This window comes from Pseudoalteromonas sp. OOF1S-7 (genome assembly GCF_022347765.1).
Lineage (GTDB): Bacteria > Pseudomonadota > Gammaproteobacteria > Enterobacterales > Alteromonadaceae > Pseudoalteromonas.
On sequence record NZ_JAKRFZ010000009.1, the window covers coordinates 1 to 26,504 of the forward strand.

Below are 26,504 nucleotides of genomic sequence, written 5' to 3' on the forward strand. Positions count from 1 at the left end.
CACCACCGTATACTTTTGCAAGTACGTTAGTGATTGCTGCAGTTAGGGTAGTTTTACCGTGGTCAACGTGGCCGATAGTACCAACGTTAACGTGCGGTTTCGAACGTTCAAACTTTTCTTTTGCCATGACGGAACCTATAAGTTTTGTGTATCTAGATTACATATAAAAATAATCCACACGCCACAACGGCGGCAGATTAGAATTATTCTGTACAATTATAAATGTTTTTATGACAAATCAAAGGAAGTATTTAGGAAGATCCGAAGACTGGTGCTGATAGGCAGATTTGAACTGCCGACCTCACCCTTACCAAGGGTGCGCTCTACCAACTGAGCTATATCAGCACACCAGAAAACTGGAGCGGGCAGCGGGAATCGAACCCGCATCATCAGCTTGGAAGGCTGAGGTAATAGCCATTATACGATGCCCGCTTTAGGAACCTGTTCTTAACTACCTCTAACCGTCAAGAATAAAGTGGTGGAGGGGGCTGGATTCGAACCAGCGAAGGCAGTGCCGTCAGATTTACAGTCTGATCCCTTTGGCCGCTCGGGAACCCCTCCACGTCAAAAAATTCTTGTCTAAAGCGTTGCTGTTTAAAAACTGGTGCCGACTATCCGAGTCGAACGGATGACCTACTGATTACAAGTCAGTTGCTCTACCAACTGAGCTAAGTCGGCACTGCTTTAGTACGGGGCGAGATATTAGAGGAATGACCGGGACTATGCAACACCCAAATTAAAAAAAATCACAGATAATTGTTTAAATGGTCACATTTACAGCAAAAACCTGTATTGCAGGCAAATTATTATGCAAACTGCTGATATTTACGCCAGTACATCAGGCCTTGTAGCACCAAAATATCGTTATATGTACTGGGACGGGCCAAGTGTTGTTGCATTAATTCGCCATACCCACCTGCACAAACAATCACGGGAATGTCATCAGACTGGCTCAAATAATACTCCAGTGCCCCCAGAGTTGCGGCCAGAGCACCATTTTTGACCGCGTTGGGTGTGTTAGTACCCAGCTCCGGCAAAAAGGGGCTGGTATCATCACTGAAGACTTTCTGGGTGTTGCTCACCAGACTGCCGATCATCAGGTCCAGTCCCGGCAAGATCCAACCGCCCAGGTGTTGGCCTGCTTTATTCAGCACATCAATTTTACTGGCGGTGCCACAATCGAGTATCACGCAGCTTTGCTGTGGATAAAGATGATAACAGGCCACCACCGTCAGCCAGCGATCGACTCCTAGGTTCTCAAATTGCGGATAAGCGCAAGTTAGCCCACCCAATGTTGCACTGGTCTTCGCCTGATAATGTGGAATCGCCAGTTGCTGCGCACGTGCAATTAGCGGCGCCACCAGCTCTTCCTTACCCACCTGCGCAATCAGCACTTCTTCTATCTCTGACCAGGGAATATCTGCCTCAGTCACTAAGGTGATAACGTCCCCTGCCAGCGTTGCCGTTTTCAGTGCCGTGTTACCCACATCTACGAGCAGTTTCATGATGCTTCCTTACGTACTGAGATTTCACCACCATAATAAGTTTTGAGCTCACCATCCTGACGCAGCACTAGCCCACCTTGTGAGTCTATGCCCTCGCAAATGCCCCGCCACTGTTTTTGCCCTGTGGTCAGCGTCACGGCCTGCTGACGATGCACATTCAGTGCATTCCACTGCTCTGTCATCACACTTAACCCATGCCGCTGATAAATCTCTAAGCGCTTTTGCAGACATAAAGTCAGCACGGCTACCAGCTGATTTTTATTTACCGCATTAACGTGCTGGCTCAGATCCGTCCAGGCCTGATCAATTTGCCCTGCAGCACTATCTGGCATCGCCACATTCAGGCCGATGCCAATCACCAGATGGCAGGGGCCTTCAACCTGGCCGTCCAGCTCAACTAAAATGCCCGCCAGCTTTCGTTCATTCAGATACACATCGTTTGGCCACTTAAGTTGCACATCCAAATCAAACAAGGCTTTAAGCGCATCATGCACCGCCAGCCCGACGGCAATCGACAACCCCATGGCAGCCTGCATGCCTTCATCCAGCTGCCAGTAACAGCTGTAATATAAGTTGGCACCAAACGGAGACTGCCACTGACGACCACGCCGGCCTCGCCCAGCCTGCTGCATTTCTGCAACCAGCACTTGTCCCTTGGGAATATACTGGTGGGCCTGAATGCGACGCATCAGCTCGCTATTGGTCGAATCAATAATAGAATGCACTTCTATCTGACACGGCGTGTCACTGAGCTGCGCCCAGCTCTGACGGATCTCGTTTTCTGCTAATAAAGGCAGGCTGTTATTAAGGCGATAGCCCTTGCCCGTTACCTTAAAAATATCGATGCCCATTTGCTGTAAAGACTTAATGTGCTTAGACACCGCCGCCCGGCTGATCCCCAACTGTTCGCCCAGTGCCTGTCCGGAGACAAATTCACCGCACTTCAGGGCATGTAAAATGGCCAGCTTGTTGCCATCGGGTGCTTTAACCATAGTGCGCTTCCTGTATTGTAATTTCACCCTGCGGGCCTATCAGCCTGACCTCATGCTCCAGCACTATGTCAAACTGGGTAAGTATGGTGTGCTGAATATGGCTGATCACCGCCTTAAGGTCCTCACCTCTGCTGTTGCCTTCATTGACCAGCACCAGGGCCTGGCGCTCATACACTCTGATCCCACCCTGCTGATAGCCTTTAAGCCCGGCGCGTTCAATGAGCCAGCCCGCGGCCAGCTTGCAATGCTGCGCATCGACCGGGTAACTGGGCATGTCGGGATAACGACTGGCCAAGGCGTCGGCTTGCGCTTTGTCGACCACCGGATTTTTAAAAAAGCTTCCGGCATTTGCCAGCACCTGAGGGTCGGGCAGTTTACTGCGTCGGGTTGCCATCACGTGTTCAGCGACCGCCTGAGGGGTCACCGTATCGCAGCACAATGCTTTTAAGGGGCCATAGCTCAGCACAGGTTGCCACTGTTTGGGTAGATGCAGAGTCACTTCGGTAATAATAAAGCGATCTTTCAGCACATGTTTAAAGACAGAGTCGCGATAGCCAAGCTCACAGGCCGCTTTATCTAAGGTTTGCATGGTGCGGCTGGCAATATCAAAGCCCTGCACCTGATACAACACATCGGCCAGCTCCACGCCATAAGCGCCGATATTCTGGATCGGGGCTGCACCCAGGGTGCCCGGGATCAAGACTAAGTTCTCGAGCCCGCCAATCCCTTGTGCCAGCAGATGCATCACCAGTGCATGCCAGGATTCACCGGCTGCTGCGCGCACAACGTAGTGACTGGCTTGCTCTTCGATTGCCACGCCACGATTGGCCATTTGGATCACTGTGCCCGCATAATCGCTCAGGAACACACTGTTACTGCCTTCACCCAGAATATAAAACGGCGTACTAAAATCATGGTCGTAAAGCTGCGCCGGATCCGTTATACGCAGCAAAGTGCGGCATGACGCCGGTAGCGAGAATGTGTGTAATGACTGCAAAGAATGCACACCCGAACCCTGTAACAAATGCAAAATTGCCGCTAGTGTAGCCTATCCTTGGCTTTGGCGCATCAAGGTGTCATTTTGGCACTTAAGTGGTATAACAACGGCTCTACTCACATCATGAGCAAGGATAATAATGAAACTTTCTGCCCTAACCTTTGGTCTTGCCTTGGCAGGCCTGTCACATACCGCGCTGAGTGCTCAGGCGGTGGACGAACATACCTATGCCAACCTCAACGACGTGATCAGTACGCACCTTCACCTGGATCTGGATGTCGACTTTGCAGACAAACAGCTGGAAGGTTTTGTGGAACACACGCTGGCATGGCGAAACACACAAGCCAGAACCCTGGTGCTGGATACCCGAGACCTTGAAATAGACAAGGTGATGTATCAGGGCAGCAACGGCAAATGGTACCCAGCCTCTTTCACCCTTGCTAAACGCGATGATGTGAAAGGCGCCAAACTGACAATCCGCTTTAAACAACAAGCGAAAAAAGCCCGTATTTACTACAACAGCTTGCCACAGGCATCCGGCCTGCAATGGCTGACACCAGAGCAAACCGCCAGTAAGTCGCATCCATTTATGTACAGCCAGTCTCAGGCTATCCATGCCCGCAGCTGGATCCCCGTCCAGGATACTCCAGCGATGCGTGTTACCTATTCCGCCCGTGTTAATACACCCAAAGATGTGCGTGCAGTCATGAGTGCCGACAACAGTGGCGCGTTAATCAAAGATGGCGACTATTGGTTTGATATGCCGCAGGCCATCCCGCCTTATCTTATCGCCATCGGTGCTGGTAACCTCGAATATAAAAAGATGTCGCACCAAACCGCCATCTTTGCTGAGCCACAGATATTAGATGCCTCTGTTGCTGAGTTTAATGATACCCAGGCAATGATAGATAAGACCAATGCTATGTACGGCGAATATGCCTGGGGACGCTATGACTTACTGATGCTGCCGCCGAGCTTTCCGTTTGGTGGCATGGAAAACCCACGCTTATCCTTTATCACCCCAACCGTCGTTGCGGGTGACAAAAGCCTGGTTAACCTGATAGCCCACGAGCTGGCACATTCCTGGTCGGGCAACCTGGTCACCAATGCCACCTGGGAAGACCTGTGGCTGAATGAGGGTTTTACCTCTTATGTCGAAAACCGCATTATGGAAGAAGTGTTTGGTCGTGAGCGCGCGGTCATGGAGCAAGCATTGGATTCCGCCAGATTGCGGACCGTTGTTGAGGAGTTGCCGGCACCGGATACGCGCCTGAATCTGCGCCTCAATGGCCGCGATCCGGACGATGCATTCAGCACGGTTCCTTACACTAAAGGTCAGCTGTTCCTGATCTACCTGGAAGAAAAGTTTGGCCGTAAAGTGTTTGACGCCTTTGTGAAAGGCTACTTTGACGCCTACGCGTTTAAATCACTGACCACCGCCGAGTTTGTTCAATATATAGAGCAACACCTCATCAACAAACACCCTGGCATAGTCAGCATGGACAAAGTCAATGAGTGGATCCACCAACCGGGATTACCGGCCGATGCACCGAACCCGACCTCAGATGCATTTGACAAAGTAGATGCCGCGACAAAGGCCTGGTTAGCAGGAAACAGCACGCTTAATGCCATTCCCACCACCAGCTGGACGGTGCACGAGTGGCTGCACTTTATTAATAACCTGCCGCGCGACCTGGCACAGGATAAAATGGCAGCGCTCGATCAGGCGTTTGGGCTGACCAACTCAACCAATGCCGAGCTGGCCTTTGCCTGGTTTATGCTGGCCGTTGGCAATGGCTATGACGCCATTTACCCGGCCCTCGACAAGCACCTCAGTGGCATTGGCCGCCGTAAGCTCATCGTGCGCTTGTACAAGTCACTGGTTGCCAATGGCAAACGCGACTGGGCTTATGAAGTCTACCAAAAAGCCCGTCCGGGTTATCACCCGTTAGCACAAGGCACTATTGATGCTATCTTTGCTAACTAATTGATACCGACAACAGTACAGCCTCACTGCGGCTGTACTTTTTCTAAAAACGCCGCGCGCTGAGCCGGGCTCGCTTGCTGCCACCAGAACTCCAGCATTGCCGCTGCGTCAGGCTTGCCTGCCTGAGGCGCAACAGCAGACTCCACGGGTACAGCTGATTTGCCAGCCTGAGGTGCCACAGGCGGCTCGACGGGTAAAGAGTCAGCATAGTCTGGCTTAGTCACAGGAGTTTTAGGCATTTCCACCGCTTCTGGTACAGAGCGGATCCGCAACTGTTGGGTCAGTGTTTTGACTGGCGTGCGTGTCCCGTCTGGCGCCTTGAGCCACAGCTGTGGCTGCTTTGCAAATTGCCTGGCCGCTTTGAGTGTATCGGCCCGTTCAAACTCAACATGGTAATCCCCCCGCTCTGCCACTTCAATGGTGACCCAGAACGGTTTTGACTCAATCACTTCATGATCGTCGTACCCTACCTCGTACAAGTCTGTGTATTTAACGCGCAGCTGATGCCTGCCTGCTGCCAGTGACAGATCCCGCACTTTATTAAAAAACGAGTGCTCTATTTCCTGCTGCCCTACCTGTAACGGCAGTAGCTCTTCGGGGAAAAACAATTGTGCCGCCACAACTTGCCCACTGAGCAAACTGACCAGCAGAAAGTAAAAAATGCGTGTTTTCTTCATAATTCCTCTTTATTTTGTTGTTAATGTGGCTGACACTTAGCTTTGAACCTAAAATAGCCACAGAGTATTCAAGCGCTCCGTTCAGGCCTTACCCCTGCACAGAGTGCGGTTGTCAGATGACTAAACTCTGAACAACAGTTTTCGCTTGTATCTTACTCTCTGCACGCTATGCTGATCAGCTAAACTATCGTCTACAAGGAAAAATAATGAGCCAAGAAACAATTTTTACCAAGATAATTAATCGGGAAATTCCCGCCGATATCCTGTATGAAGATGATCTGGCCCTGGCATTTAAGGACATCAATCCGCAAGCCCCTTTTCACGTGCTGGTGATCCCAAAAACCCCGATTGCCACCATGAATGACATTAATGAAGAAAATGCACACCTGGTTGGGCATTTGTATCTCGTAGCAGCTAAACTTGCTAAAGAGCATGGTTTTGCTGACAACGGCTATCGCGCAGTTATGAACTGTAATAACGATGGCGGCCAGACCGTCTACCATATTCATTTACATGTGCTCGCCGGCAAAGAAATGGGCTGGCCACCGTACCAGGATAGGAAGAAAGTACTAAGCTAAATTATTCTTTGTTAAAGAATGTAATTTACTAACATATTAGCAAAATAAAAATTAAAATCATATTAATCAAAGCCTTACATAACAACCTAAGGCTTTAATTCAACAACAAGATCAGAAATGCCACAATATATAGCAGAACAATCTATTTATTGATGTGATTTCTAATACAAAAGGCCTGAGTCACGTGATAGCATTGCGTAATCAGACAGAATGAGAGTGTTTTCCACATGAGCAGTACTGCATTTTTATTGCTAGACAAAGAACCTATTAACACCATAGGCGTCAATGTATTACAACCTTTACTGAAAACTCAGGGGTTGGACGTAATCACTGGGACCGATATTTCAGAAGTACCAGAGAACACTCGTTTGCTCTTCATCGAAACAGCCGCCAGCGATGCCTGGGGTCAGTTAAAAGAACAGCTCGTCAACCTGAAAGTCAGCTGTGACATTGTTCTGTTTAACCTCGATGAAAACCCCGAGCTGGCTAACCGCGCCTTGCTCAGCGGTATCCGCGGCGTCTTCTACACCACAGACAATGCGGATGTGCTGATGAAGGGGATCCGTCTGTTGATGGAAGATCAGCTCTGGTACCGACGTGAGATTATGTGCAATGCACTGAACCGCATGTTGCAGTTCAATAAAGACGCATTACATAAACTGACTGAAGGTGATATTGAGCCGGTGAAACTCACCAAACGTGAAAAGGCCATTATTACTCTGATGAGTAAAGGGTCGAAGAACAAAGAGATTGCCGAAGATCTGAACATCAGCCCACATACGGTGAAAACGCACCTTTACAGTGCATTCAGAAAAACAAAATGCCGTAACCGGATTGAATTATTGTCATGGGCGCAACAAAATATCCCCGACGAGATCCGCTAGCTAACTTCTCAATGACAACAGTGCCGGGTCATTCACGGCACTGTTTACTGCTTTGCACCACTTTACTGATCCCATACTTCCTTTTATGCTAGCAAAGTCTATTTTTTGCTAGGGTACACCATGCTGGATCCCAAAACTTTGTATGTCACCAGCGTCGTTATGACGGCGATGATGACCCTGCTTAATTATCTGACATGGCGGGCCAATAAAGACACCCCAGGCACGGTATTGTACATTTTTTACCCTCTGGTGTTATTTACCGGCATTATTGGATTTGCGCTGCACAGTCACTTCCAGCAGTGGCAGAGCATAGGAGTCGCTAACGGCCTGCTGTTTGCGGCATCCATGCTCCATTGTTGGGCAATTAGCCAGTTTCTAGGCGTCCGGGACAGAGCTTTCAGGCTCTATCTGATTGTCACAGGTGTATTGTTTTGTGCACTGGTCTATTTCAGTGCCATCCACCCCGGTCTCAGGCAGCGTATTTTGATCTCCGATCTCCAGCATATCGCCGAAGCACTGCTGCTGCTGTATTATTTTATCCGCTATGCTCACCCTTTGTACCCTAATGGCAGCATCGTTTATCTCATTGTGCTGAGCTTTATTCTGTGTGTATTTACCGGTCGTACCTTATTAATGGGTGAAATCCATCACGGTAATCTGCTCGACAGCCCCTGGTTCACCATCACACTGTTTTTCAATGGTGTGCTGGCGCCCATTTTTTACGCCACCGGCATGGCCATTTTATGTAACGAGCGGCGTGAACATAACCTCAATCGCCTGACAGAAAAAGCGCAACAGGATCTGGAGATCCGCGGTTTGTTTCTCTCCACCGTCAGCCATGAGATCCGCACCCCGCTCAACGGCATACTGGGCAGTGCACAACTGGTGCTTAACCGTATTGGGGATCAGGCCAGTAAAGCCTACTGTGAAGCCATTATTAATTCGGCCGAGTCCCTCAATTTGCTTATCGACAAAGTACTCGACTATGCCAGCCTGGAACAGAGTGATGAGGTGCTGGCCGCCGAAGACATTGAATTTAAGAGCTGGCTGAATAACCTTTGTCTGCTCATGACACCAATGGCAGAGCAGCGTGGACTCACTTTTACCCTGGTGTACGACATGCCCGAGCAGATTTGCTACTACTGCGACCAGCAAAAGCTGCGTCAGATCCTGCTAAACCTGGTGGGCAATGCCATCAAGTTTACCGATCAGGGCGAGGTAAAAATCTGCGTGACACTGATCAAAGAAGGAAATATGGAACACCGGGTGCGTTTTAGCGTGATTGACACCGGCCCCGGTATTGAAGAAGAAGACATAGAAAAACTCACCGAGCCTTATGTCCAAAGCAGTGCCGGTAAAACCAAAGGCGGCACCGGTCTGGGCCTGGCTATCACAGCACGTCTGCTGGATAAAATGGGCAGCCAGCTGGAAATCATCAGCGAACTGGATAAAGGCAGCTCCTTCAGTTTTGATTTAACCTTGACCGTCGGAGAACTCAGCCTGGTTGAAAAGCGCCATCATAATGTGGATTATGCCACCGGCCTGGACGTTTTGTTGGTTGAAGATCTCGACCTCAATCGTAAGATTGCCATTGAATTTATGGCTATTGATGAGCACAGGATCAAATTAGCCAACGACGGTCAAAGTGCCATTGAGCAGCTCACTGAGCATGCCTTCGATGTGGTGCTGCTGGATATGAATCTGCCAGACTTAACCGGCCAGGAAGTACTGAAGCGACTCAAAAACATAGAACACAAGAATCGACGCACGCCGTTTTTGGCCTTTACGGCCAGCCTCAGTCCGGAAGAAATTAAGGAGTATCTGGCGTTGGGGATCCGCGATGTCGTGGGTAAACCAATTAAACAAGATAAGCTGCGTCAGGCCATCAGTAACTCACAAAAAGCGCAAACACCGGACATCAGCGTTGAACTCAGTGACACCCTGTATGATGAAAGCGCGGTCACATCACTGAGCGGTTTTAGCGAAGATGAAGTCTCATCCATCTACAACGAATTTGTTTTATCTGCGCGAACTAAATTGCGTCACATTCAGCAATTACTGGATGAGGACACTCAGCAGTGCATCAAGCTCCTGCACCGCCAGGCCAGCACGGCATTGCAGCTTGGTTTTAATCGTTATGGCCTGACCCTGAAGAAAATTGAACGCCGGCTGCTGGACAAGAAACGCTGTGACGAGGAGCTGGCCGATGCCATGATCTTGTGGCAACAGAGCCTGGAAGCCTATTTACAGTATGTGCGCCACCAGACCATCGGCTGAAACAATGCACTGCAAAGCAAACGCACAAAGCGGTACTTTTATCGCCACAAAGTCGACTTTACGGGAAAATTTGTTCATCCTAGCTGACACAGGGTACCTGACTACCCAGATAACAAGAAATCTGAAGGAAATTTCATTATGACACTACTTAAATCACCGCTGGCCATTGCCATCGGTGCCGCCATGATTGGCCTCAGCACGCCCAGCGTGGCAGCCACCACAGATAAAGCTGAAGCTGCCAGTACTAAAGAGTGGAACGTGCTGAACCCGCCGGGTGACAAGCAAACCATTACCATAGACACCAATGAGACCACCTGGAGTAACCTGGATGTCAGCCCTGATGGCAAATCCATTATCTTCGATATGCTGGGCGACATTTACGTCATGCCAATGAGCGGTGGCAAAGCCACGGCGATCACCAGTGACAGAGCCTGGAACTTCCAGCCTAAGTTCTCCCCGGATGGCACTAAAATCGCTTTCATTTCAGACCGTGAAGGCGCTGAAAACCTATGGGTGATGGACATTGATGGCAGCAACATGCGCCAGGTGTCAGATGAGTCTCACAACCTGCTGCACAACCCAGCCTGGTCACCAGATGGCCAGTACATCGCAGTAAAGCAAGGTCAGGTAACCGGTCGAACAATTCCGGGTGGTTCAATCCGTATGTACCACATTTCAGGTGGTAAAGGCGTGGTTGTCAGAGATCGTTTGCACGGTGCAAAATCACAGAAGAACATCGCCGAGCCCGCCTTTTCTACCGATGGTAAGAAGCTCTACTACTCAGTGGATGCCACCCCTGGCGTAACCTGGGAATACAACAAAAATGCACTGGGCTCCGTATTTGAGATCCGCTCCTGGGATCTGGCTACCGGTGATGAAGAAACTGTGATCCGAGGCTCCGGCGGCGCAATTCGCCCGACCCCAAGCCCGGACGGTAAATCACTGGCATTCGTAAAGCGCATTGAAAATGGTCAGGTCATGCAAAGTGCCTTGTACATCAAAGATCTGAAGTCTGGCATCGAAACCGAGATCTTTGCCGGTCTGGACCGTGACCTGCAAGAAGCCAATGGCGCACAGGGTAACACCCCGGCATTCGCTTACACGCCGGATGGCAAAGCACTGGTTTTCTGGGCCGGTGGTGTCTTCCACAAAGTGGATATCGCCAGCAAACAGGCGAAGGTGATCCCAACCCGCGTGGTGGCTGAAAAAGAAATTACCCCGGCACTGAAATTTGCCGTGGATGTAGCACCGGACACCTTCAAGGTCAAACTGGCGCGTTGGTCGCAGATCTCTCCGGACGGTAAAACTGCCCTGTTCCAGGCGCTGGGCCATTTGTACACCAAAGACATTGCCTCCGGTAAAGTGCGCCGTGTAACAACACAAAACGACCACTTTGAGTTCTACCCAAGCTTCTCACGCGATGGCAAGTACATCGTATACACCAGCTGGGACGACCAGGACTTAGGCGCCGTGCGCATTGTCTCGGCCAGTGGCGGTAAAGGCCGGGTGATCACCCAGGACCCGGGCCATTACATCAACCCCAGCTTCTCACCGGATGGCAAGCACGTGCTGTATCGCAAAGTGACCGGTGGTTACCTGCTCAGTGGTGACTGGTCAATGGAACCGGGCATCTATCTGACCAGTGCCAAAGGCGGCGAAGCCAAACGCATCATCAAACGTGGTGACAACCCGCACTTTGGGGCAGAAAAAGACCGCATCTATTTCAGCGTAATGAGCGATGAGACACACCGTGAACTGAAATCCGTTGACCTCAGTGGTGAAAAAGAGCGTTCACACTTCAAAGGCGACTACATTTTTGATTACCGCGTCTCGCCAGATGGTAACTATGTGGCCTTCATCGAGAACTTCAATACCTTTGTTGCCCCGTTCACCAGCACAGGTAAAACCCTGTCTATCAACAAAGGTTCTAAATCGTTCCCGGTGCAGCAAGTCTCTAAATACTCAGGTGATTTCCTGAACTGGAAGGCAGACAGCAGCACCCTGACCTGGGCCTTTGGTCCGACTTTATACCAGCGTAAGCTGAGCGACACTTTTGCATTCCTGCAAGGTGCCGCAGCCGAGGCTGAACCTTTGACTGCCGAAGGCATCGATCTGAGCTTTGAGAAAAAGGCCGACAAACCTGAAGGCATTCTGGCCCTGGTTGGCGGTAAAGTCGTGACTATGCGCAATGCCGACGAGCAACAAGAGGTCATCGAAGATGGTGTCGTGTTGATTGAAGAAAACCGCATTATCGCAGTGGGCACCCGCAGTGAAGTCGAGATCCCGAACAAAGCTAAGGTCATGGATATCACAGGTAAAACCGTGATCCCGGGCCTGGTTGATGCGCACGCCCACGGCAGCTATGGCAGCTACAACCTGCAACCAGAGCAAAACTGGAATCAGCTGTCGAATGTGAGCTTTGGTGTGACCACCATTCACGATCCGTCGAATGACTCCAACGAAATCTTCTCAATGGCAGAAATGCAACGTGCCGGCCTGAGTGTTGCACCCCGTATTTACTCCGTAGGCCGGATCCTCTATGCCGGTAATGCACCAGGATACAAAACCCCGATCAGCAACCTGGAAGATGCTCAATTCCACGTTAAGCGTCTGAAAGATGCCGGTGCGATTACGGTTAAGAGCTACAACCACCCACGTCGTGATACCCGCCAGCAGGTGCTGGAAGCAGCAAAACAGATGGAGATCATGGTGGTGCCGGAAGGCGGTTCTAAGTTCCAGCAGAACATGAATATGATCATCGATGGGCACACGGGTCTTGAGCACGCCCTGCCGATCCCGAATATTTATTCAGACGTCACCCAGATGTGGAGCCAGACCAAAGCCGGCTTTACGCCAACCTTTAACGTAGCCTATGGCGGTATTAAAGGGGAAGACTACTTCTATGACACCACTGACGTGTGGAAGAATGAGCGCCTGGCAAGCTTTGTTCCGGACTACATTCTGAACCCACGCTCTGTGCGCCGTGAAAAAGCACCTGAGCACCACTACAACCATATCAATGCAGCGAAATCTGCCAAGCAGCTGCGTGATAAAGGCGTTACCGTGCACATTGGTGCGCACGGTCAGCGTGAAGGCCTGGGCGCCCACTGGGAGTTGTGGTCAATGGCACAAGGTGGCTTTACGCCTTGGGAAGCACTGCGTAGCGGCACCATTGACGGTGCGAAGTACCTGGCCATGGATCACGATATCGGCACCATCGAGAAAGGCAAACTGGCCGACTTAGTGATCATCGACGGTGATGTGCTCAGCGACATCCGCGCGTCTGAAAAAGTCGCCTACACTGTCCTGAATGGTCGCATCTATGATGCCGCAACCATGAACGAAACCGGTAACTACAATGTGCAGCGACAGCCGCTGTTCTTCGAAAATGGCAGCAAAACGCCCATGCACCCGGCGACAGAAGCTTACATGGAAGAAAAAGCACATAAATATCACTGGAAACACTAATTCCAGGTCATTCCATTCATAAAGCAGCCGAAAGGCTGCTTTTTTTTCGCCAAACTCCCCATCAACGCATTTATCTTCTGGCGGCAGTGCCTTACACATATCGGCTTGTCCCGATCCGCACGCTGGATAATGTCGAGAACTGTTCTAAACTGTGTCACTGAATAGGATACTCTTTCGTCTGGCGCATGCTATGATGGCGACGCAGCGAGGCCGCGTGTTCACAAGTTACCAGTACAGCCTCACGGGTATATCAAGCTAATACAAGGAGCAGGGAGCATGTCTGATCTCAGCCACTTCTTTAAGTCACTTAACCTGACACAAAAATTGATCTCGGCCTTTTTACTGGTTGCCCTGATCCCGACCGCCATCATCATCGCCATGACCCTGATGCAGTCATCCGATGCTATGACCCGTCAGGTGTACGCTCAACTGGGTGCAGTCGGCGAAATTAAAGAGAGCGCCATAGAACGTCATTTCAGCGGCGTGCAGGACAAACTGGTTTCCCTCGCGGTGAACCCCTATGTAAAACAAGCAGCCACCGATTTTATCCGGGCTTATGCCGAAGTCGATGATACCGTTGCCGTTCCTGCCAGCCTGGAAGGCTTTTATCGCGAACAGTTTGCCCCACGATTTAAATCACTTAACGAGCAGGCCGCGCCACCGGCGATACTCTTAGACGACTTATCCCCTCAAGGGATCACTTTGCAAACCCGCTACCTGGCGGAGAACCCTCATCCTCTGGGGGAAAAGCTTAATCTGACCAGCAGCCCCGTTAATGACACATATGATCAAGTACATAGACAATACCACGCGTTTTTCACGAAAATTGCCGACGTATACGAATTTTACGATATCTTTATCGTTGATAACCTGAGCGGCAATGTCATCTATTCCGTGTATAAAGAGAGCGATTTTGCCACCTCCTTGCTCTATGGCCCTTACGCACAAAGTAATATTGCCAAAGCGTTTCTCACCGCTCGTGAGTTAACCCGAGAAGGCGATATGGCGTTTGTTGACTACCAGCAGTATCTGCCTTCATATAATGCTCCGGCCAGTTTTGTGGCCGCCCCACTGGTGATTGATGGCCAGGTCTCAGCCACGCTCATCTTCCAACTCTCAATTGATGCACTGAACGCCATTATGACAGAGCGCCAGGGATTGGGAGAAAGCGGCGAGACTTATCTGGTTGGGCCGGAAGGATTGATGCGCTCAGATTCTTATCTGGACCCGGTTCATCACTCAGTGATCGCCTCCTTCCGCCACCCAGACAAAGGCACAGTGAATACCGAAGCCTTCCAGCTGGCCATGCAGGGGCAGCAAGGGCAAAAGGTGGTGCTGGACTACAACGGCAACCCGGTACTGTCGGCTTACACGTCGGTGGACGTATTTAATGTGCGCTGGGCATTACTGGCCGAAATCGATGAAGCAGAGGCCTTCGCGCCCATCAATACGTTACGTACTCAGTTACTCATCGTACTGGCCGCCTGTGTGCTAATGATCATCGTGGCCGCATTCTGGTTTGCACGCACCCTGACTCGTCCGGTTCACGCACTGGTGAACACCATACGCAAAGTAGAACAGGAAGGCGACTTCGCTTTGCGTACCGAGATAAATACCCTGGATGAAATTGGCCGCTGTGGTCAGGCGTTCAACTCGCTACTGGATGCACTACAGTCGTCTATTTCAGAAACCAATCGGGTGATGAACCGCATGGCCGCCGGCCGCTTTGATGACAGGATCAGCGTACCATGTAAAGGCGAGCTGGATAGCCTGAAACGCGCCACCAATGATTGTGCCCAGAGCCTGCAAAGTGCATTGAGCGACATAGGTCAGGTGATCCATGCCATGTCACAAGGCCAGTTCGATAAACAGCTGCAATCCGAGATGTGTGGCGACCTGGCAACCCTGAAAGCGCATATCAACAGCTCGATGCTCTCTATCAACACCACCATGACCGAAATTGTCGATGTGATGTCGGATATGGAACAAGGTCATTTTCAGGGGCAAGTTCAGGTTGAAGCACAGGGCAGCCTGCAACAGCTCAAAGTGAGCGTGAATAATTCTGTGAGCAGCGTAGCCGGGGCCATTGATGGCCTGGCGGCCATGATGAGTGCACTGCGTCAGGGTGACTTTAGTCAGCGCCTTGAGCTACCGCTGCGCGGCCAGCTGGAGGAACTCAAAGAGGACACCAACTCCAGCGTGCAAAATCTTGCAGCCATTATTGAAGACATCGGTCACACCATGGCAGCGGTCAGTGAGGGAGACTTTAAACACGTCGTGTCAACTCCCGCGCAGGGTCAGCTCGGTGAATTGAAAGAACACATTAATGTGTCAGTACGCAGTGTTGACGAAGCGATCAGCGAGATTTCTTCAGTGATGATGGCAATCAGTCATGGGCGCTTCGATAGAACCATCAATTCGCCTATGCTGGGCCAGCTGGACACCCTCAAAACCGATATCAATCATTCGGTGAACAACCTCAGCCGTGTGATTGAAGAGCTGGCCAGCGTCATGTCAGCCATGAGCCAGGGAGATTTTACCATTCAAATTGAATCCGATCTGCAGGGTCAGCTGTTACAGCTCAAGCAAGACGTGAATACGTCGACCACGACGGTTTCCGACGCCATCAATGAAGTCACCCGAGTACTGGGTGCGCTGGCCAAAGGGCAGCTCAATGAGCAGATCAATGGCCATTATGAAGGTGTCTTCGAAACCCTGCAGCGTGATGTCAACGCCACTATCGCCAAACTGACCGAAGTGATTGAAGGGATCCAGTATGCGGCGGGCCAGGTCACACAAAGTGCCGGTGAGATTGCTGCCAGCAACACCGAGATCAGCCAGCGCACCGAAGAGCAGGCAGCGAACCTGGAAGAAGCCAGTGCCAGCACCGGCCACATGCTGGAAGAGCTGACTCAGGTTGCCAAACAGTCTGGTACCGCGGTAGAGCTGGCCAGCAATGCCGAGACCATCGCCAAAGAAGGGGGATCGCTGTCTCAGGATACGGTCGCAGCCATAGGAGAAGTCAACCGGGCCAGCAAAGACATCAATGAAATTGTGTCAGTGATTGATGCACTGGCATTTCAAACTAATCTGTTGGCACTCAATGCCGCCGTAGAAGCGGCCAGAGCCGGTGAAAATGGTCGTGGCTTTGCTGTAGTCGCAAACGAAGTGCGTGAACTGGCGGGCCGCAGTGCCGCTTCTGCCAAGCAGATTAAAGAGATCATTGCCAACAGCAATGAGAAAGTGGAACAAGGCACCCAACTGGCAAACAATTCGGGTGATAAGCTCAATCAGATAGTCGAAGCCGTTGCCGATGTCAGTCAGAACATAGTGAAAATCAATATGTCGACCACCACACAGCAACAGTCGATCAAGGAAGTGGATATCGTGGTACAGCGTCTGACCGATTTAATTCAGGAAAACTCAGCTATCACTGAAGAAACTATGGCTGCGGCAAGACAAATGGCGGAACAAGCCAATGCAATGCGTGAGCTGCTGGGCTATTTTGAAATTGCTTCACGTCAGCAGAATACGGATGCATTGGCGCAACCCGAGCAGGCGCTGCTGATCCACAGCTATAATGCCTCTTAAGCCTCTGTCAGGGTCAGTGTTATGTACAGTGCGTCATAGTTTCCACCGCACTGTACATAAAAACTTATTGCAGAGAAAATGAATCGGCATCCAGATGAGCAGGAAAGCCCTGTTTAAACGCTTCCAGTGGCCCCTTTTCCAGGCTCACCACCAGCACATCGGCTTGGTCGTCCGGGGCGCTCGCCAGTAAAGCGCCTGTAAAATCATAGGCTGCCGTGCCGCCGTTATGTGCCGTGCCAAAACCATCCTCACCAACCCGGTTACAGCCCAGTACGTAGCACTGATTTTCAATTGCTCTGGCCTGCAACAGGGTATCCCAGATGCGACGTCGTGCAGCAGGCCAGTTGGCTACATTGATCATGACATCATAGTCATTGCGATTACGCTGGAATACCGGAAAACGCAGGTCGTAACACACTTGTGGCAAGATCCGAAAGCCGTTTACCTCGAATACCTCCCGTTCTCTCCCGGCAATCACATGGTCGCCTTCTTTGCCCAGACAAAACAAATGCCGTTTATCGTAATGGCGCACCGTACCATCCGGCCAGCACCAGTAAAAACGATTGGCTTTTTTCTCGCCCTGTGTCACCAGCACGCTACCCGCAACAACGGCCTGCCAGCGCTGTGCCTGACGCTGTAAAAAAGTCAATGCCTCACCACCTACCGGCGACTCTGCACAGGGCTCGGCCAGGGCAAAACCCGTTGCAAAGGTTTCCGGCAGAATGATTAGATCGCAGCCGCTGAGCTGCACCTGCTGAGCACTCAGCTGGATATCCAGTTGAGCAAAATTCTGCTGAGGTGCCAGCCAGTCAATGGACTGCTGGACCAGGGCGACAGTTAAAGCTGACATAATCGCTTCGCAGCCTCCAGCAAAGTGTTATCTTCTTTGGCAAAACACAAACGGATCACTTTATCTGAGCTACCGTGTGCATAAAACACACTGAGCGGAATAGCGGCAACGCCGATGGCTTCGACCAGATAATCACAAAAGCCGACATCATCCAGTGACGAAATAGCACTGTAATCCAGCAACAGGAAGTAGCTGCCCTCGCTGGGCAAAATGGTAAACCGGCTGTCCTGCAGTGCCTCAATCAGCAAATCGCGTTTCTGCTGATAAAACTCAGCCAGCGCATCTACATGCTCCGGCTCCTCATTAAGCATGTCTGCCAGTGCCAGTTGCGCTGGTGTAAAACATGAGAAGGTCACATACTGGTGGACCTTACGAAACTCCTTGCTCAGTGTCTGGGGCGCAATGCAATACCCCATCTTCCAGCCAGTACAATGAAAAGTTTTACCGAAGCTGGCTATCACCATTGCCCGTTCTGCCAGTTCAGGGTCAAGTAATGCACTCAAATGTGGCTGGGCGTCAAACGTAATATGCTCGTACACTTCGTCACTGATCACGTATAGATCATGATCAATCACCAGCGCTTTTAGTGCCGCTATATCCGCTGCTTTCAATGTTTTGGCACTGGGATTATGGGGTGTATTAACAATAATCGCGCGAGTTCTCGGCGTGATCGCCGCCGCAACCCGCTGCCAGTCAATCAGATAGTCCGGTGCCTGCAATGCGATATGCACACTGGTGCCACCAGCCAGTTCAATGGCGGGATGGTAAGAATCATACGCCGGATCGAACACAATCACTTCATCACCCGGGCGTACCAGAGCCTGAATAGCCACAAACAAGGCTTCTGTAGCCCCGGCAGTGACAGTGACCTGGGCATCAGCCTGGATCTGAGCACCATACTTTCGCTCTATCAGCGCCGCAATCTGCTGCTGCAAAGCCGGCACCCCAGGCGAAGGCGCATACTGGTTCATACCCGCCTGAACATGCTGTGTCAGTCTCAACTTAAGGCGTTCCGGCGCATCAAATTCGGGAAAACCCTGAGACAAATTAAGTGCGCCATGCTGATTAGCCAGCGCGGTCATTTTGGTAAAAATACTGGTGCCTACATGAGGTAATTTGCTTTCCACGACCAAGTCCTCGTTTGTATGTGGTGTAACGGCCCAAGCGATGCTATCATTGCTGCAAATAGAAGTATAGCCGTCTAAAATTATCCACGATATTATTCGTGAGAGGTAAGCGTATGCAATTAGCACAAGCGAAACATGCCCTGATAGACGCCGGACGTTGGCTCAGCGCACAAGGCTGGGTACCGGCCACCGGAGGCAATTTTTCCATTAAAACAGAGCTGGGCTTTGTTGTCACGGCCAGTGGTCACGACAAAGGTGCGTTGCAGCCTGAGCACTTTCTGGAATTTGATGTCCAGGGCACACACATTGCCGGAACTGGTAAGCCCTCAGCTGAGACCGATCTGCACCTGGCCCTGTACGCACTCAGTGCTCGCACACACTGCATCTTGCATACTCATTCTGTAGCCGCAACCGTGTTGTCACGTTTGACGGAACAACCCCAGCTCGAGATCACCGGCTATGAAATGCAAAAGGCCCTGTATGGCTTCACCAGTCACCTGGAAACACTGGCAATCCCGGTTTTCGATAACGATCAGGATATACCCGCTCTGGCGCGCCGGGTGGCTGATTATCATGCCCACACACCGCTCCAAAACGGGGTGCTGATCCGAGGTCACGGGCTCTACGCCATGGGGGCAGACATCAGCGAAACTCGCCGCCATATCGAGGCACTGGAGTTTTTGTTCAACTGCGAACTGACGCGCCGACAACTGGAAAAAAACGGATGATCAAAGCAATTCTGACCGACATAGAAGGCACCATAACGCGCATTTCTTTCGTCAAAGAGATCCTGTTCCCGTATGCTGCGGACAAACTACCCGACTTCGTGATCCAGCACGCTCGCACCCCAGAGGTCAGTGCACAACTGGATGCCGTGCGCGCTGAACTGGGTGAGCCGCAGGCCACGCTGGAACGCGTGATAGGATCACTGCTCAACTGGATAGCCGAAGATAAGAAAATCACCCCGCTTAAGCAATTGCAAGGCATGATATGGCAATATGGCTATCAGAACGGTGATTTTACAGGCCATATTTATCCAGATGCCCACCAGTTTTTATGTACCGAGCATGCTGCGGGCAAAGCACTCTATGTCTATTCTTCCGGCTCAGTACAGGCTCAGCAATTGCTGTTTGCTCATTCAGATTATGGTGATATCAGGCCCATGTTCAGCGGTTATTTCGATACCCGGGTGGGTGCTAAGCAGCAACCCGAAGCCTATCAGACTATTCTCAGTCAGATATCCTTCGCACCACACGAAGTCCTCTTTCTGAGCGATGTGGTAGCCGAACTGGATGCAGCTCAAGCCGCAGGCATGCAGACCCTGCAATTGTGGCGTGACGGACAGACGCGCGCGCAGGCACATCCCTTTATTGAAAACTTTAGCCAATACAAAGCAAAGGAATCACAATGAGCCAGTTGACCATTTTTCATGATAAGCACCCGGATAGCATAGAGTTCCAGAGTACAGTACATAACCAGATAGCCTCTCAGCTTGCGCAAGTGGGCGTTCGCTTTGAGCAATGGGAGGCCGCTTTTGCGATTACCAAAACCACCTCTCATGAAGACATTCTTGATGCCTATCAGCGGGATATTACTCGCCTGAAAGCACAGGGAGGGTACCTGACCGTGGATGTGATCTCATTATCAAAAGGGCACCCGGACGCAGCATCAATGCGCCAGAAGTTTCTCTTTGAGCATACCCACAGTGAAGATGAGGTGCGTTTCTTTGTTGAGGGTCAGGGACTGTTTTGCCTGCACATCGGCGAGCAGGTTTATCAGGTCCTGTGTCAGCAGGGCGATCTAATCTCCGTGCCCGCCATGACACCGCACTGGTTTGATATGGGCAGCGACCCCCAGTTTACCGCGATCCGCCTGTTCAACAATGCGCAGGGTTGGGTGGCACAAAGTACCGACAATCCAATCGCCGAGCGTTTCCCGTTATTGGGTTAAAGCATCGCTCATACCGTGCCTAACTCCCCTGCCGCAACCTCCTGCGGATAATAGATGCCCGTGTCCAGCACCCAGGCCGTGATCAGTGCAGCCGGTGTGACATCAAAAGCCGGGTTGTACACCTTAGCCCCCTGCGGTGCCCACTGGCAGCTGCCGAAGCTGCCACTCACCCCGGTTACCTCGTCCTCTGCGCGTTGCTCAATCGGAATCTCTGCGCCAGAGGCACAGCTCATATCCAGGGTCGTGACCGGCGCAACCACATAGAAAGGAATTTTGTGATGGTGCGCCAGCACAGCCAGATTATAAGTACCAACCTTATTAGCAAAGTCGCCGTTTGCCGCAATGCGATCAGCCCCCACGAAAACCTTATCCACCTGGCCCGCCGCCATCAGGCTGGCCGCCATGTTGTCGCAGATCAGTGTATAGGGGATCTGCCACTGTGCCAGCTCATACGCCGTCAAGCGACCGCCCTGCAACAACGGGCGGGTCTCGTCCACCCAGATATGAATATCAGCATGCTGTCTGGCAGCATGGTGGATCACACCCAGCGCAGTACCCACCCCGGCGGTTGCCAAAGAACCGGTATTGCAGTGAGTCAGGATATTATCTTCAGGCGCAACCAATTTGGCACCGAATGTAGCCATCCGGTCACATAACACGCAATCTTCCTCGAACAAACGCTCAGCTTCGGCAACCACCGCATGAACATACTCGTGTTGCTGCAACGCCTTGCGCAGTCTGGTCATACAGTGCATCAGATTCACCGCCGTTGGACGAGTGGCTTGCAGCTCATCAATCGCCTCACTTAACTGCGCTTTGTTGCTACCCTGCTCCGCCAGATAAGCAACCAGCAGGCTGGCAGCCAACCCAATCAAAGGTGCCCCACGTACTTTCAATGTCAGGATCAGCAACTTCATCTGTGCGACGCTCTCACAATGATGCCATATCTCTTCATGTGGCAGTAAATACTGGTCCAATACCTGAACCCTGCCCGCTTGATACTTCAGACTTCGTGCGACTAATTCTTTCAATGTTGCTTACTCCGCTTTGATCCTGGCTGTTGCCCATTCGCATCCATAATCATGCCTGGCACACACAACCCCTTGTGCCGCACGCTACCGACCAGCGTACTTAGTTTGTGCTTTGCCCGGTTAACTGATCAGACTCGGCCATTCTACATCAAGATCTAAAGATGTATAGACTTCTAAACGTTTGCAGGTATAGAATGCTGATCTATTTTGTTCTAAGTGGATGATCCGGATGAGTGCTTATCAGGCGTTTGACAATCAAAAAGCCATTGAATACATCAATAATCTGAGGGGTATGTTCCCACCGGATGCAAAACTAAGCTGCTATGAATTTGGCGATGGCAACCTGAACCTCGTTTTTCGGATCATCGATCAACATCATCATAGTGTGATCCTCAAGCAGGCCCTGCCATACGCCCGCTGCGTAGGAGAAAGCTGGCCACTGACGCTGGACCGGGCACGTATTGAAGCCAGTGCCTTACGTCGCCATGGCGAGGTGTGTCCGGACCATACCGTTAAGGTGCTGCACCATGACAGTGAACAGGCAGTTACCATACTCGAAGACCTCGGTCACCTGAACATCTTGCGCGCAGAGCTTAACGCAGGGCGTACTTTTGCCAATCTGGGCCGGGATGTAGCCCACTACCTGGCGATTAGCAGTTTTTATCACAGCGATTTTTACCTCACCCCGGGGGACAAAAAAGCACTGGTCCAGTGTTTTACCAATCCACAGTTGTGCGCCATCACCGAAGCGCTGTTTTTTGATGACCCGTATCAGGGCTCAACGCGTAACCAATATCCCGACGCACTGCACAATGAGGTCAGTAAACTGCGCCAGAATGCTGCGCTAAAGCTGGCCGTTGCCCGGCTCAAGCAAGGTTTTCTGTCGTCACCACAGACGCTGTTACATGGCGATGCACACAGTGGCAGCCTGTTTGTTGATGACACAACCACTAAGTTCATCGACCCGGAGTTTGCCTTTTTCGGGCCCATCGGCTTCGATTTAGGATCTTTCATTGGTAATTTGTTGCTCAACTTCTGTGCCCAACACGGCCGCATCAGTGAAGCGTCAAAACGTCGTGATATGCATACCTATCTGCTGCGTACGATAGATATCTGTTTGAGTGAATTTGAGCATCAATGGCTCACTTTGTGTGCACAACATGGCACAGACAGCACACTGCAGGTCGCAGGCTATGCAGAACACTTTCTGCGTGCAGTCTTGCAGGATGCCGTTGGCTACGGTGGCAGCGAAATGATCCGCCGTACCATAGGACTGGCCCATGTCAGTGATCTGGATGAGATTGAAGATGACCAGGCACGTTTGCGCGCTCAGCGGCTGGCGCTAGAAGTCGGGCAGCAACTGATCCTGCACGCCCGCAGCTGTCAAAGCAAAAACGCCTGCTATCAGCTGATCATTAGCGTACTGCAATAAGATCCAACCCAGATCTGCTGCTCAGGGTTGGATCCACCGCTTTTAATGCGTCTGACTGGCGCGTTGCACCGACTCAATATACTTATCGATCTGTGTTTCCAGTACACTCAAAGGCACCGAGCCGTGGCGCAGGATCTGGTGATGGAACTCACGAATATCAAAATCAGACCCTAATGCAGCTTCGGCTTTTGCACGCAAGCGTTTGATGGTCAGTTCACCCACTTTATAAGACAACGCCTGACCAGGCCAGGAGATATAACGGTCCGTTTCTGTCTTCACATTGTGTAGTGACAAGGCCGTGTTGTCGCGCATAAAGTTCATCGCCCGCTCACGGCTCCAGCCAAACATGTGCATACCGGTATCTACAACCAAACGGGCCGCCCGCCACATTTCATAGGTCAGACGGCCAAAATTGCTGTACGGATCCTGATAAAACCCGGCTTCCAGACCCAGATATTCAGCGTACAGTCCCCAGCCCTCACCAAATGCCGAAATATAAGAGTCACGGCGATAATCTGGCAGATAGTCTAATTCCTGGTTCAGTGAAATTTGCAGATGGTGACCCGGCACCGCTTCGTGCAGTGTCAACGCTTCAAGTACATACAGAGGACGCTTATCCAGAGCATAGGTATTGACCCAGTAGAAGCCTGCATCGGTGTCCTTGTCTGCACCCAGATATCGGCCTGTGGTGTATTTAGGTGCAATCGCATCTGGCACCGGCGCAACGCCATAAGGGCGACGAGGCAAAGTGTGAAACAGCTTAGGCAACTGTGCATCCATTTTTTTCGCGATATAAGCGGCTTCTTTCAGCAATTCTTCTGCGCTGTTGGCATAAAATTGTGGATCAGTTCTCAAAAATTGTACAAACTCAGCAAAACTACCGTCAAATTCGGTTTGCTCGATGATCTCCATCATCTCGCTCTTGATCCTGGCAACCTCTTTCAGCCCCAGCTCATGGATCTCTTTCGGGGTCATCTGAGTCGTGGTGAAATGCGCCGTGCGGTTGCGGTAAAACTCAACCCCATCCGGCGTGCTGGAAATACCAATGTCATCACGGGCACCGGGGCGATACTGCTCGACGAAAAACGTCAGGTAGTCGCGATATGCCGGGATCACCTGATTTGCCAGTACAGCTTTAGCCTCAGCCTGAATAGCCTTGAACTCTGACTCGGGCAGCTTGTGCCGATTCACCGCAAAAGGTTGGAAAAACTGCGATTGCGTCACATCATCAACAATAAATGCCTTGATCGACTCTTCGTATCCCGCCAGTACGGCTTTTGGCTGAGTTAGCCCAATGGCCAACCCTTCACGCATCCAGGCAATATTTTGCGCAAAATATCGCGGCACCTGAGCAAGTTTTTTCAGATATACGGTATAACCTGCAGGGGTGCTCAGGTCCACATCGTTGAATAACCAGGGCAGGCTACTGTGAAAGCCGCTTTCAGACTTGAGTGGCATATAATGGGCTTTGAAGCGGTAGCGATCGATCTGATCCTGCACCTGAGCACGAAGGATCGTCAGGTTAATACGATTTTCTTCACTCAATTTTGCCCCATCCAGCGCGTCTAAGCGGTGTATTAATGCAACGCGCTCTGCGTTTTTCGCAGCCAGGTGAGTCGCGCTCAGATCCGGCAACTGGGCCAGTCTGCGCGCTTCATTATCGCCGCGAAAGGCCATCACTTGCTGGGCCACAGCAGTGAATTGCTGGTCGGCACTGACTTGGGTCAGTTCACATCCTGCCAGACCCAGTGCCAGTGTCACTGCGCACAGAGAGCGGGATAAAGTCGTTTTCAGTGAGGTGCTCACGAGGGTGTTCCTTTAACAATCTTGTGAAATTTACGCAACACCTAATCATGCTCCTCAAGGGCTTGCAACTTAATACGACCAGTGGTTGATCAGCGCCCGAAGTGTGGGCACACTGCACTAGCCGGGAGATGGCGAAAAAAGTGATTACTAATTCAGCAGCACCGTAAAAAAAGCGATAAATTTGACTCATTGCGCTGAATTTTACTTTGCAAAACTCAGGAGAGCGATTAATGTAACCGCAGCGAAGCTGACAGCTCATTGAGTGTCATTTTGAACGCTTCGGCTAGATGTACAACAGCAACTGATTATTGTGGTAAATAGAATGATGTTCCATGATCCCATGGCAATAGCACAAGAAAAAATGACTAAAGTTTGTCAGTTTCTGGAACAGAATAAGCTGCCCCCTACGCCCCTGAACTATCATATCGGTTACGTCTATATCAGCCAGACCCACCGTGATCTGAATGAACGCCTGGAGCGTGATATCCGTAATCGCACCAGTATCGACAGTATTTATATCGAGCAGCTCTACTACGAGTATTTGCAAAAAGAACACCAAACAGAAGCAGCCCTTATCCAGCAAGTGGGCGGCATGATAGATCACCTCAACGACTCCGCACAGCAATCCCAGCAACACCTGGTCGGCTTTGCCAAGCAGATCAGCCACTGTATTCATAATCTGGATGAACATAATGTGGTCAAAACCCGGGCTGCTCTGAGCGATTTTAGTGCACACACGGAACAGCTGCTTAAACAGCATCAACAATTTAAAAATGCTCTGCGTAAGGCCCGTGAGCTCCACGAAAAACAACAGCAACAATTACTGAAACTACGCAAGCAACGTATTTTAGACCCGCAAACCGGCCTCTATAAACGTCATTATCTGGGTCACAAAACCCAGCTGTGGCTGACTCAGGATAAATCCATCTGCGCCATTTCCGTATTGGTTGAAAACCTTGATGCCTTTAGCCAGGACTTTGGCGAGCTGGTCGGTGAAACCGTATTGCAACGGGTAGCAAAGAGAATAAAGAAATATGTGCTGCACAGTGGGCTGCCGGGACGAACGGGCAGACAAGAATTTACGATTGTGCTGGCTGATTGTGAGGCCGACACGGCCCAGGTCGTTGCTGAGAAAATCCGTCGTGGTGTTAGCCGCCTGAAGTTTGTCAGCGCCAAAGGCGATATATCCTTTCCAGATATCGACCTGGCCATTGGCATTGCCCAGCATCAACCAGAGCACGACTTCAATACTCTGGCACAGCGCGCCGCTTTTGCAGCCAAAAAAGCCCAGTCGCTGGGTCAGAACTATTATATTTCTGCCCCCAATTAAGATCCCGCTTCAGCGCCCCTGA

General features: G+C 51.0%; 20 protein-coding genes and 4 tRNA genes. 11 read left to right on the forward strand and 13 right to left on the reverse strand.

Annotation, left to right across the window (positions count from 1 at the left end; all coding sequences use genetic code 11):
• From MHN33_RS13695 to murB, 8 genes are all read right to left on the reverse strand, one after another.
• Nucleotides 1-127, reverse strand: a 127-nt coding sequence (locus tag MHN33_RS13695) for a GTP-binding protein (protein WP_228553369.1), incomplete at its 3' end; no start/stop codon positions are given.
• A gap of 142 nt (nucleotides 128-269) precedes the next feature.
• Nucleotides 270-345, reverse strand: a tRNA-Thr gene (locus MHN33_RS13700).
• Nucleotides 346-357: 12 nt separating this feature from the next.
• A tRNA-Gly gene (locus MHN33_RS13705) sits at nucleotides 358-432 on the reverse strand.
• A 44-nt stretch (nucleotides 433-476) separates the two neighbouring features.
• Nucleotides 477-561: transfer RNA gene (locus MHN33_RS13710), tRNA-Tyr, on the reverse strand.
• A 41-nt stretch (nucleotides 562-602) separates the two neighbouring features.
• Nucleotides 603-678 (reverse strand) — tRNA-Thr (locus MHN33_RS13715).
• 128 nt (nucleotides 679-806) lie between these two features.
• Nucleotides 807-1,505 carry a type III pantothenate kinase gene (locus MHN33_RS13720; protein ID WP_239398531.1) on the reverse strand — a complete coding sequence of 233 codons (699 nt, stop codon included), beginning with the start codon at nucleotides 1,503-1,505 and terminating at the stop codon, nucleotides 807-809.
• Nucleotides 1,502-2,497 carry a bifunctional biotin--[acetyl-CoA-carboxylase] ligase/biotin operon repressor BirA gene (birA, locus tag MHN33_RS13725; RefSeq protein ID WP_239398532.1) on the reverse strand — a complete coding sequence of 332 codons (996 nt, stop codon included), beginning with the start codon at nucleotides 2,495-2,497 and terminating at the stop codon, nucleotides 1,502-1,504. The genes MHN33_RS13720 and birA overlap by 4 nt, the downstream gene beginning before the upstream one ends.
• Complete coding sequence (gene murB, locus MHN33_RS13730; protein ID WP_239398533.1) at nucleotides 2,490-3,503, reverse strand: UDP-N-acetylmuramate dehydrogenase; 1,014 nt, start codon at nucleotides 3,501-3,503, stop codon at nucleotides 2,490-2,492. The genes birA and murB overlap by 8 nt, the downstream gene beginning before the upstream one ends.
• A gap of 130 nt (nucleotides 3,504-3,633) precedes the next feature.
• On the opposite strand from murB, the gene MHN33_RS13735 reads away from it, so the two are divergent.
• A complete protein-coding gene (locus MHN33_RS13735; protein ID WP_239398534.1) occupies nucleotides 3,634-5,481 on the forward strand; it encodes a M1 family metallopeptidase in 1,848 nt (615 codons plus the stop codon).
• 23 nt (nucleotides 5,482-5,504) lie between these two features.
• Here the strand turns inward: MHN33_RS13735 and MHN33_RS13740 are convergent, their stop codons facing one another.
• Nucleotides 5,505-6,158, reverse strand: coding sequence for a DUF2057 domain-containing protein (locus MHN33_RS13740; protein ID WP_239398535.1), 654 nt, complete (start codon nucleotides 6,156-6,158; stop codon nucleotides 5,505-5,507).
• 206 nt (nucleotides 6,159-6,364) lie between these two features.
• Here MHN33_RS13740 and MHN33_RS13745 point away from each other — a divergent pair, with 206 nt between their 5' ends.
• The 5 genes from MHN33_RS13745 to MHN33_RS13765 all read left to right on the forward strand — a co-directional run bounded on the left by MHN33_RS13745 (nucleotide 6,365) and on the right by MHN33_RS13765 (nucleotide 16,956).
• On the forward strand, nucleotides 6,365-6,736 hold the full coding sequence (locus MHN33_RS13745) for a histidine triad nucleotide-binding protein (RefSeq protein WP_239398536.1): 372 nt from the start codon (nucleotides 6,365-6,367) through the stop codon (nucleotides 6,734-6,736).
• 227 nt (nucleotides 6,737-6,963) lie between these two features.
• Entirely contained in the window at nucleotides 6,964-7,620 is a 657-nt protein-coding gene (locus MHN33_RS13750) for a response regulator transcription factor (RefSeq protein ID WP_239398537.1), read from the forward strand.
• 120 nt (nucleotides 7,621-7,740) lie between these two features.
• A complete protein-coding gene (locus MHN33_RS13755; RefSeq protein WP_239398538.1) occupies nucleotides 7,741-9,897 on the forward strand; it encodes an ATP-binding protein in 2,157 nt (718 codons plus the stop codon).
• A gap of 138 nt (nucleotides 9,898-10,035) precedes the next feature.
• On the forward strand, nucleotides 10,036-13,365 hold the full coding sequence (locus MHN33_RS13760) for an amidohydrolase family protein (protein ID WP_239398539.1): 3,330 nt from the start codon (nucleotides 10,036-10,038) through the stop codon (nucleotides 13,363-13,365).
• 276 nt (nucleotides 13,366-13,641) lie between these two features.
• Complete coding sequence (locus tag MHN33_RS13765; RefSeq protein WP_239398540.1) at nucleotides 13,642-16,956, forward strand: methyl-accepting chemotaxis protein; 3,315 nt, start codon at nucleotides 13,642-13,644, stop codon at nucleotides 16,954-16,956.
• Nucleotides 16,957-17,020: 64 nt separating this feature from the next.
• On the opposite strand, the gene MHN33_RS13770 is transcribed toward MHN33_RS13765, so the two are convergent.
• Together MHN33_RS13770 and MHN33_RS13775 are read right to left on the reverse strand one after the other, a co-directional pair.
• Nucleotides 17,021-17,806, reverse strand: coding sequence for an amidohydrolase (locus tag MHN33_RS13770; protein WP_239398541.1), 786 nt, complete (start codon nucleotides 17,804-17,806; stop codon nucleotides 17,021-17,023).
• Entirely contained in the window at nucleotides 17,794-18,888 is a 1,095-nt protein-coding gene (locus tag MHN33_RS13775; RefSeq protein ID WP_239398809.1) for a methionine aminotransferase, read from the reverse strand. Before MHN33_RS13775 ends, MHN33_RS13770 begins: the two co-directional genes overlap by 13 nt.
• A gap of 158 nt (nucleotides 18,889-19,046) precedes the next feature.
• Between MHN33_RS13775 and MHN33_RS13780 the strand changes: the two genes are divergently transcribed.
• The 3 genes from MHN33_RS13780 to MHN33_RS13790 are packed head-to-tail and all read left to right on the forward strand — an operon-like array spanning nucleotide 19,047 to nucleotide 20,883.
• The gene (locus MHN33_RS13780; RefSeq protein WP_239398542.1) at nucleotides 19,047-19,661 is read left to right on the forward strand and encodes a methylthioribulose 1-phosphate dehydratase; all 615 of its coding nucleotides are present in this window, start codon (nucleotides 19,047-19,049) and stop codon (nucleotides 19,659-19,661) included.
• Nucleotides 19,658-20,344 carry an acireductone synthase gene (mtnC, locus tag MHN33_RS13785; protein WP_239398543.1) on the forward strand — a complete coding sequence of 229 codons (687 nt, stop codon included), beginning with the start codon at nucleotides 19,658-19,660 and terminating at the stop codon, nucleotides 20,342-20,344. Before MHN33_RS13780 ends, mtnC begins: the two co-directional genes overlap by 4 nt.
• Nucleotides 20,341-20,883, forward strand: a complete 543-nt coding sequence (locus MHN33_RS13790) for a cupin domain-containing protein (RefSeq protein WP_239398544.1) — start codon at nucleotides 20,341-20,343, stop codon at nucleotides 20,881-20,883. The genes mtnC and MHN33_RS13790 overlap by 4 nt, the downstream gene beginning before the upstream one ends.
• An 8-nt stretch (nucleotides 20,884-20,891) precedes the next feature.
• On the opposite strand, the gene mtnA is transcribed toward MHN33_RS13790, so the two are convergent.
• Nucleotides 20,892-21,914 carry an S-methyl-5-thioribose-1-phosphate isomerase gene (gene mtnA / locus MHN33_RS13795; protein ID WP_239398545.1) on the reverse strand — a complete coding sequence of 341 codons (1,023 nt, stop codon included), beginning with the start codon at nucleotides 21,912-21,914 and terminating at the stop codon, nucleotides 20,892-20,894.
• Between the two features lie 229 nt (nucleotides 21,915-22,143).
• Here mtnA and mtnK point away from each other — a divergent pair, with 229 nt between their 5' ends.
• Nucleotides 22,144-23,346, forward strand: coding sequence for an S-methyl-5-thioribose kinase (mtnK, locus tag MHN33_RS13800; RefSeq protein ID WP_239398546.1), 1,203 nt, complete (start codon nucleotides 22,144-22,146; stop codon nucleotides 23,344-23,346).
• Nucleotides 23,347-23,388: 42 nt separating this feature from the next.
• On the opposite strand, the gene MHN33_RS13805 is transcribed toward mtnK, so the two are convergent.
• On the reverse strand, nucleotides 23,389-25,152 hold the full coding sequence (locus tag MHN33_RS13805; protein WP_239398547.1) for a DUF885 domain-containing protein: 1,764 nt from the start codon (nucleotides 25,150-25,152) through the stop codon (nucleotides 23,389-23,391).
• Between the two features lie 322 nt (nucleotides 25,153-25,474).
• On the opposite strand from MHN33_RS13805, the gene MHN33_RS13810 reads away from it, so the two are divergent.
• Nucleotides 25,475-26,482 (forward strand): GGDEF domain-containing protein, encoded by a 1,008-nt coding sequence (locus MHN33_RS13810; RefSeq protein ID WP_239398548.1) that lies wholly within the window; start codon nucleotides 25,475-25,477, stop codon nucleotides 26,480-26,482.
• Nucleotides 26,483-26,504 lie beyond the last annotated feature (22 nt).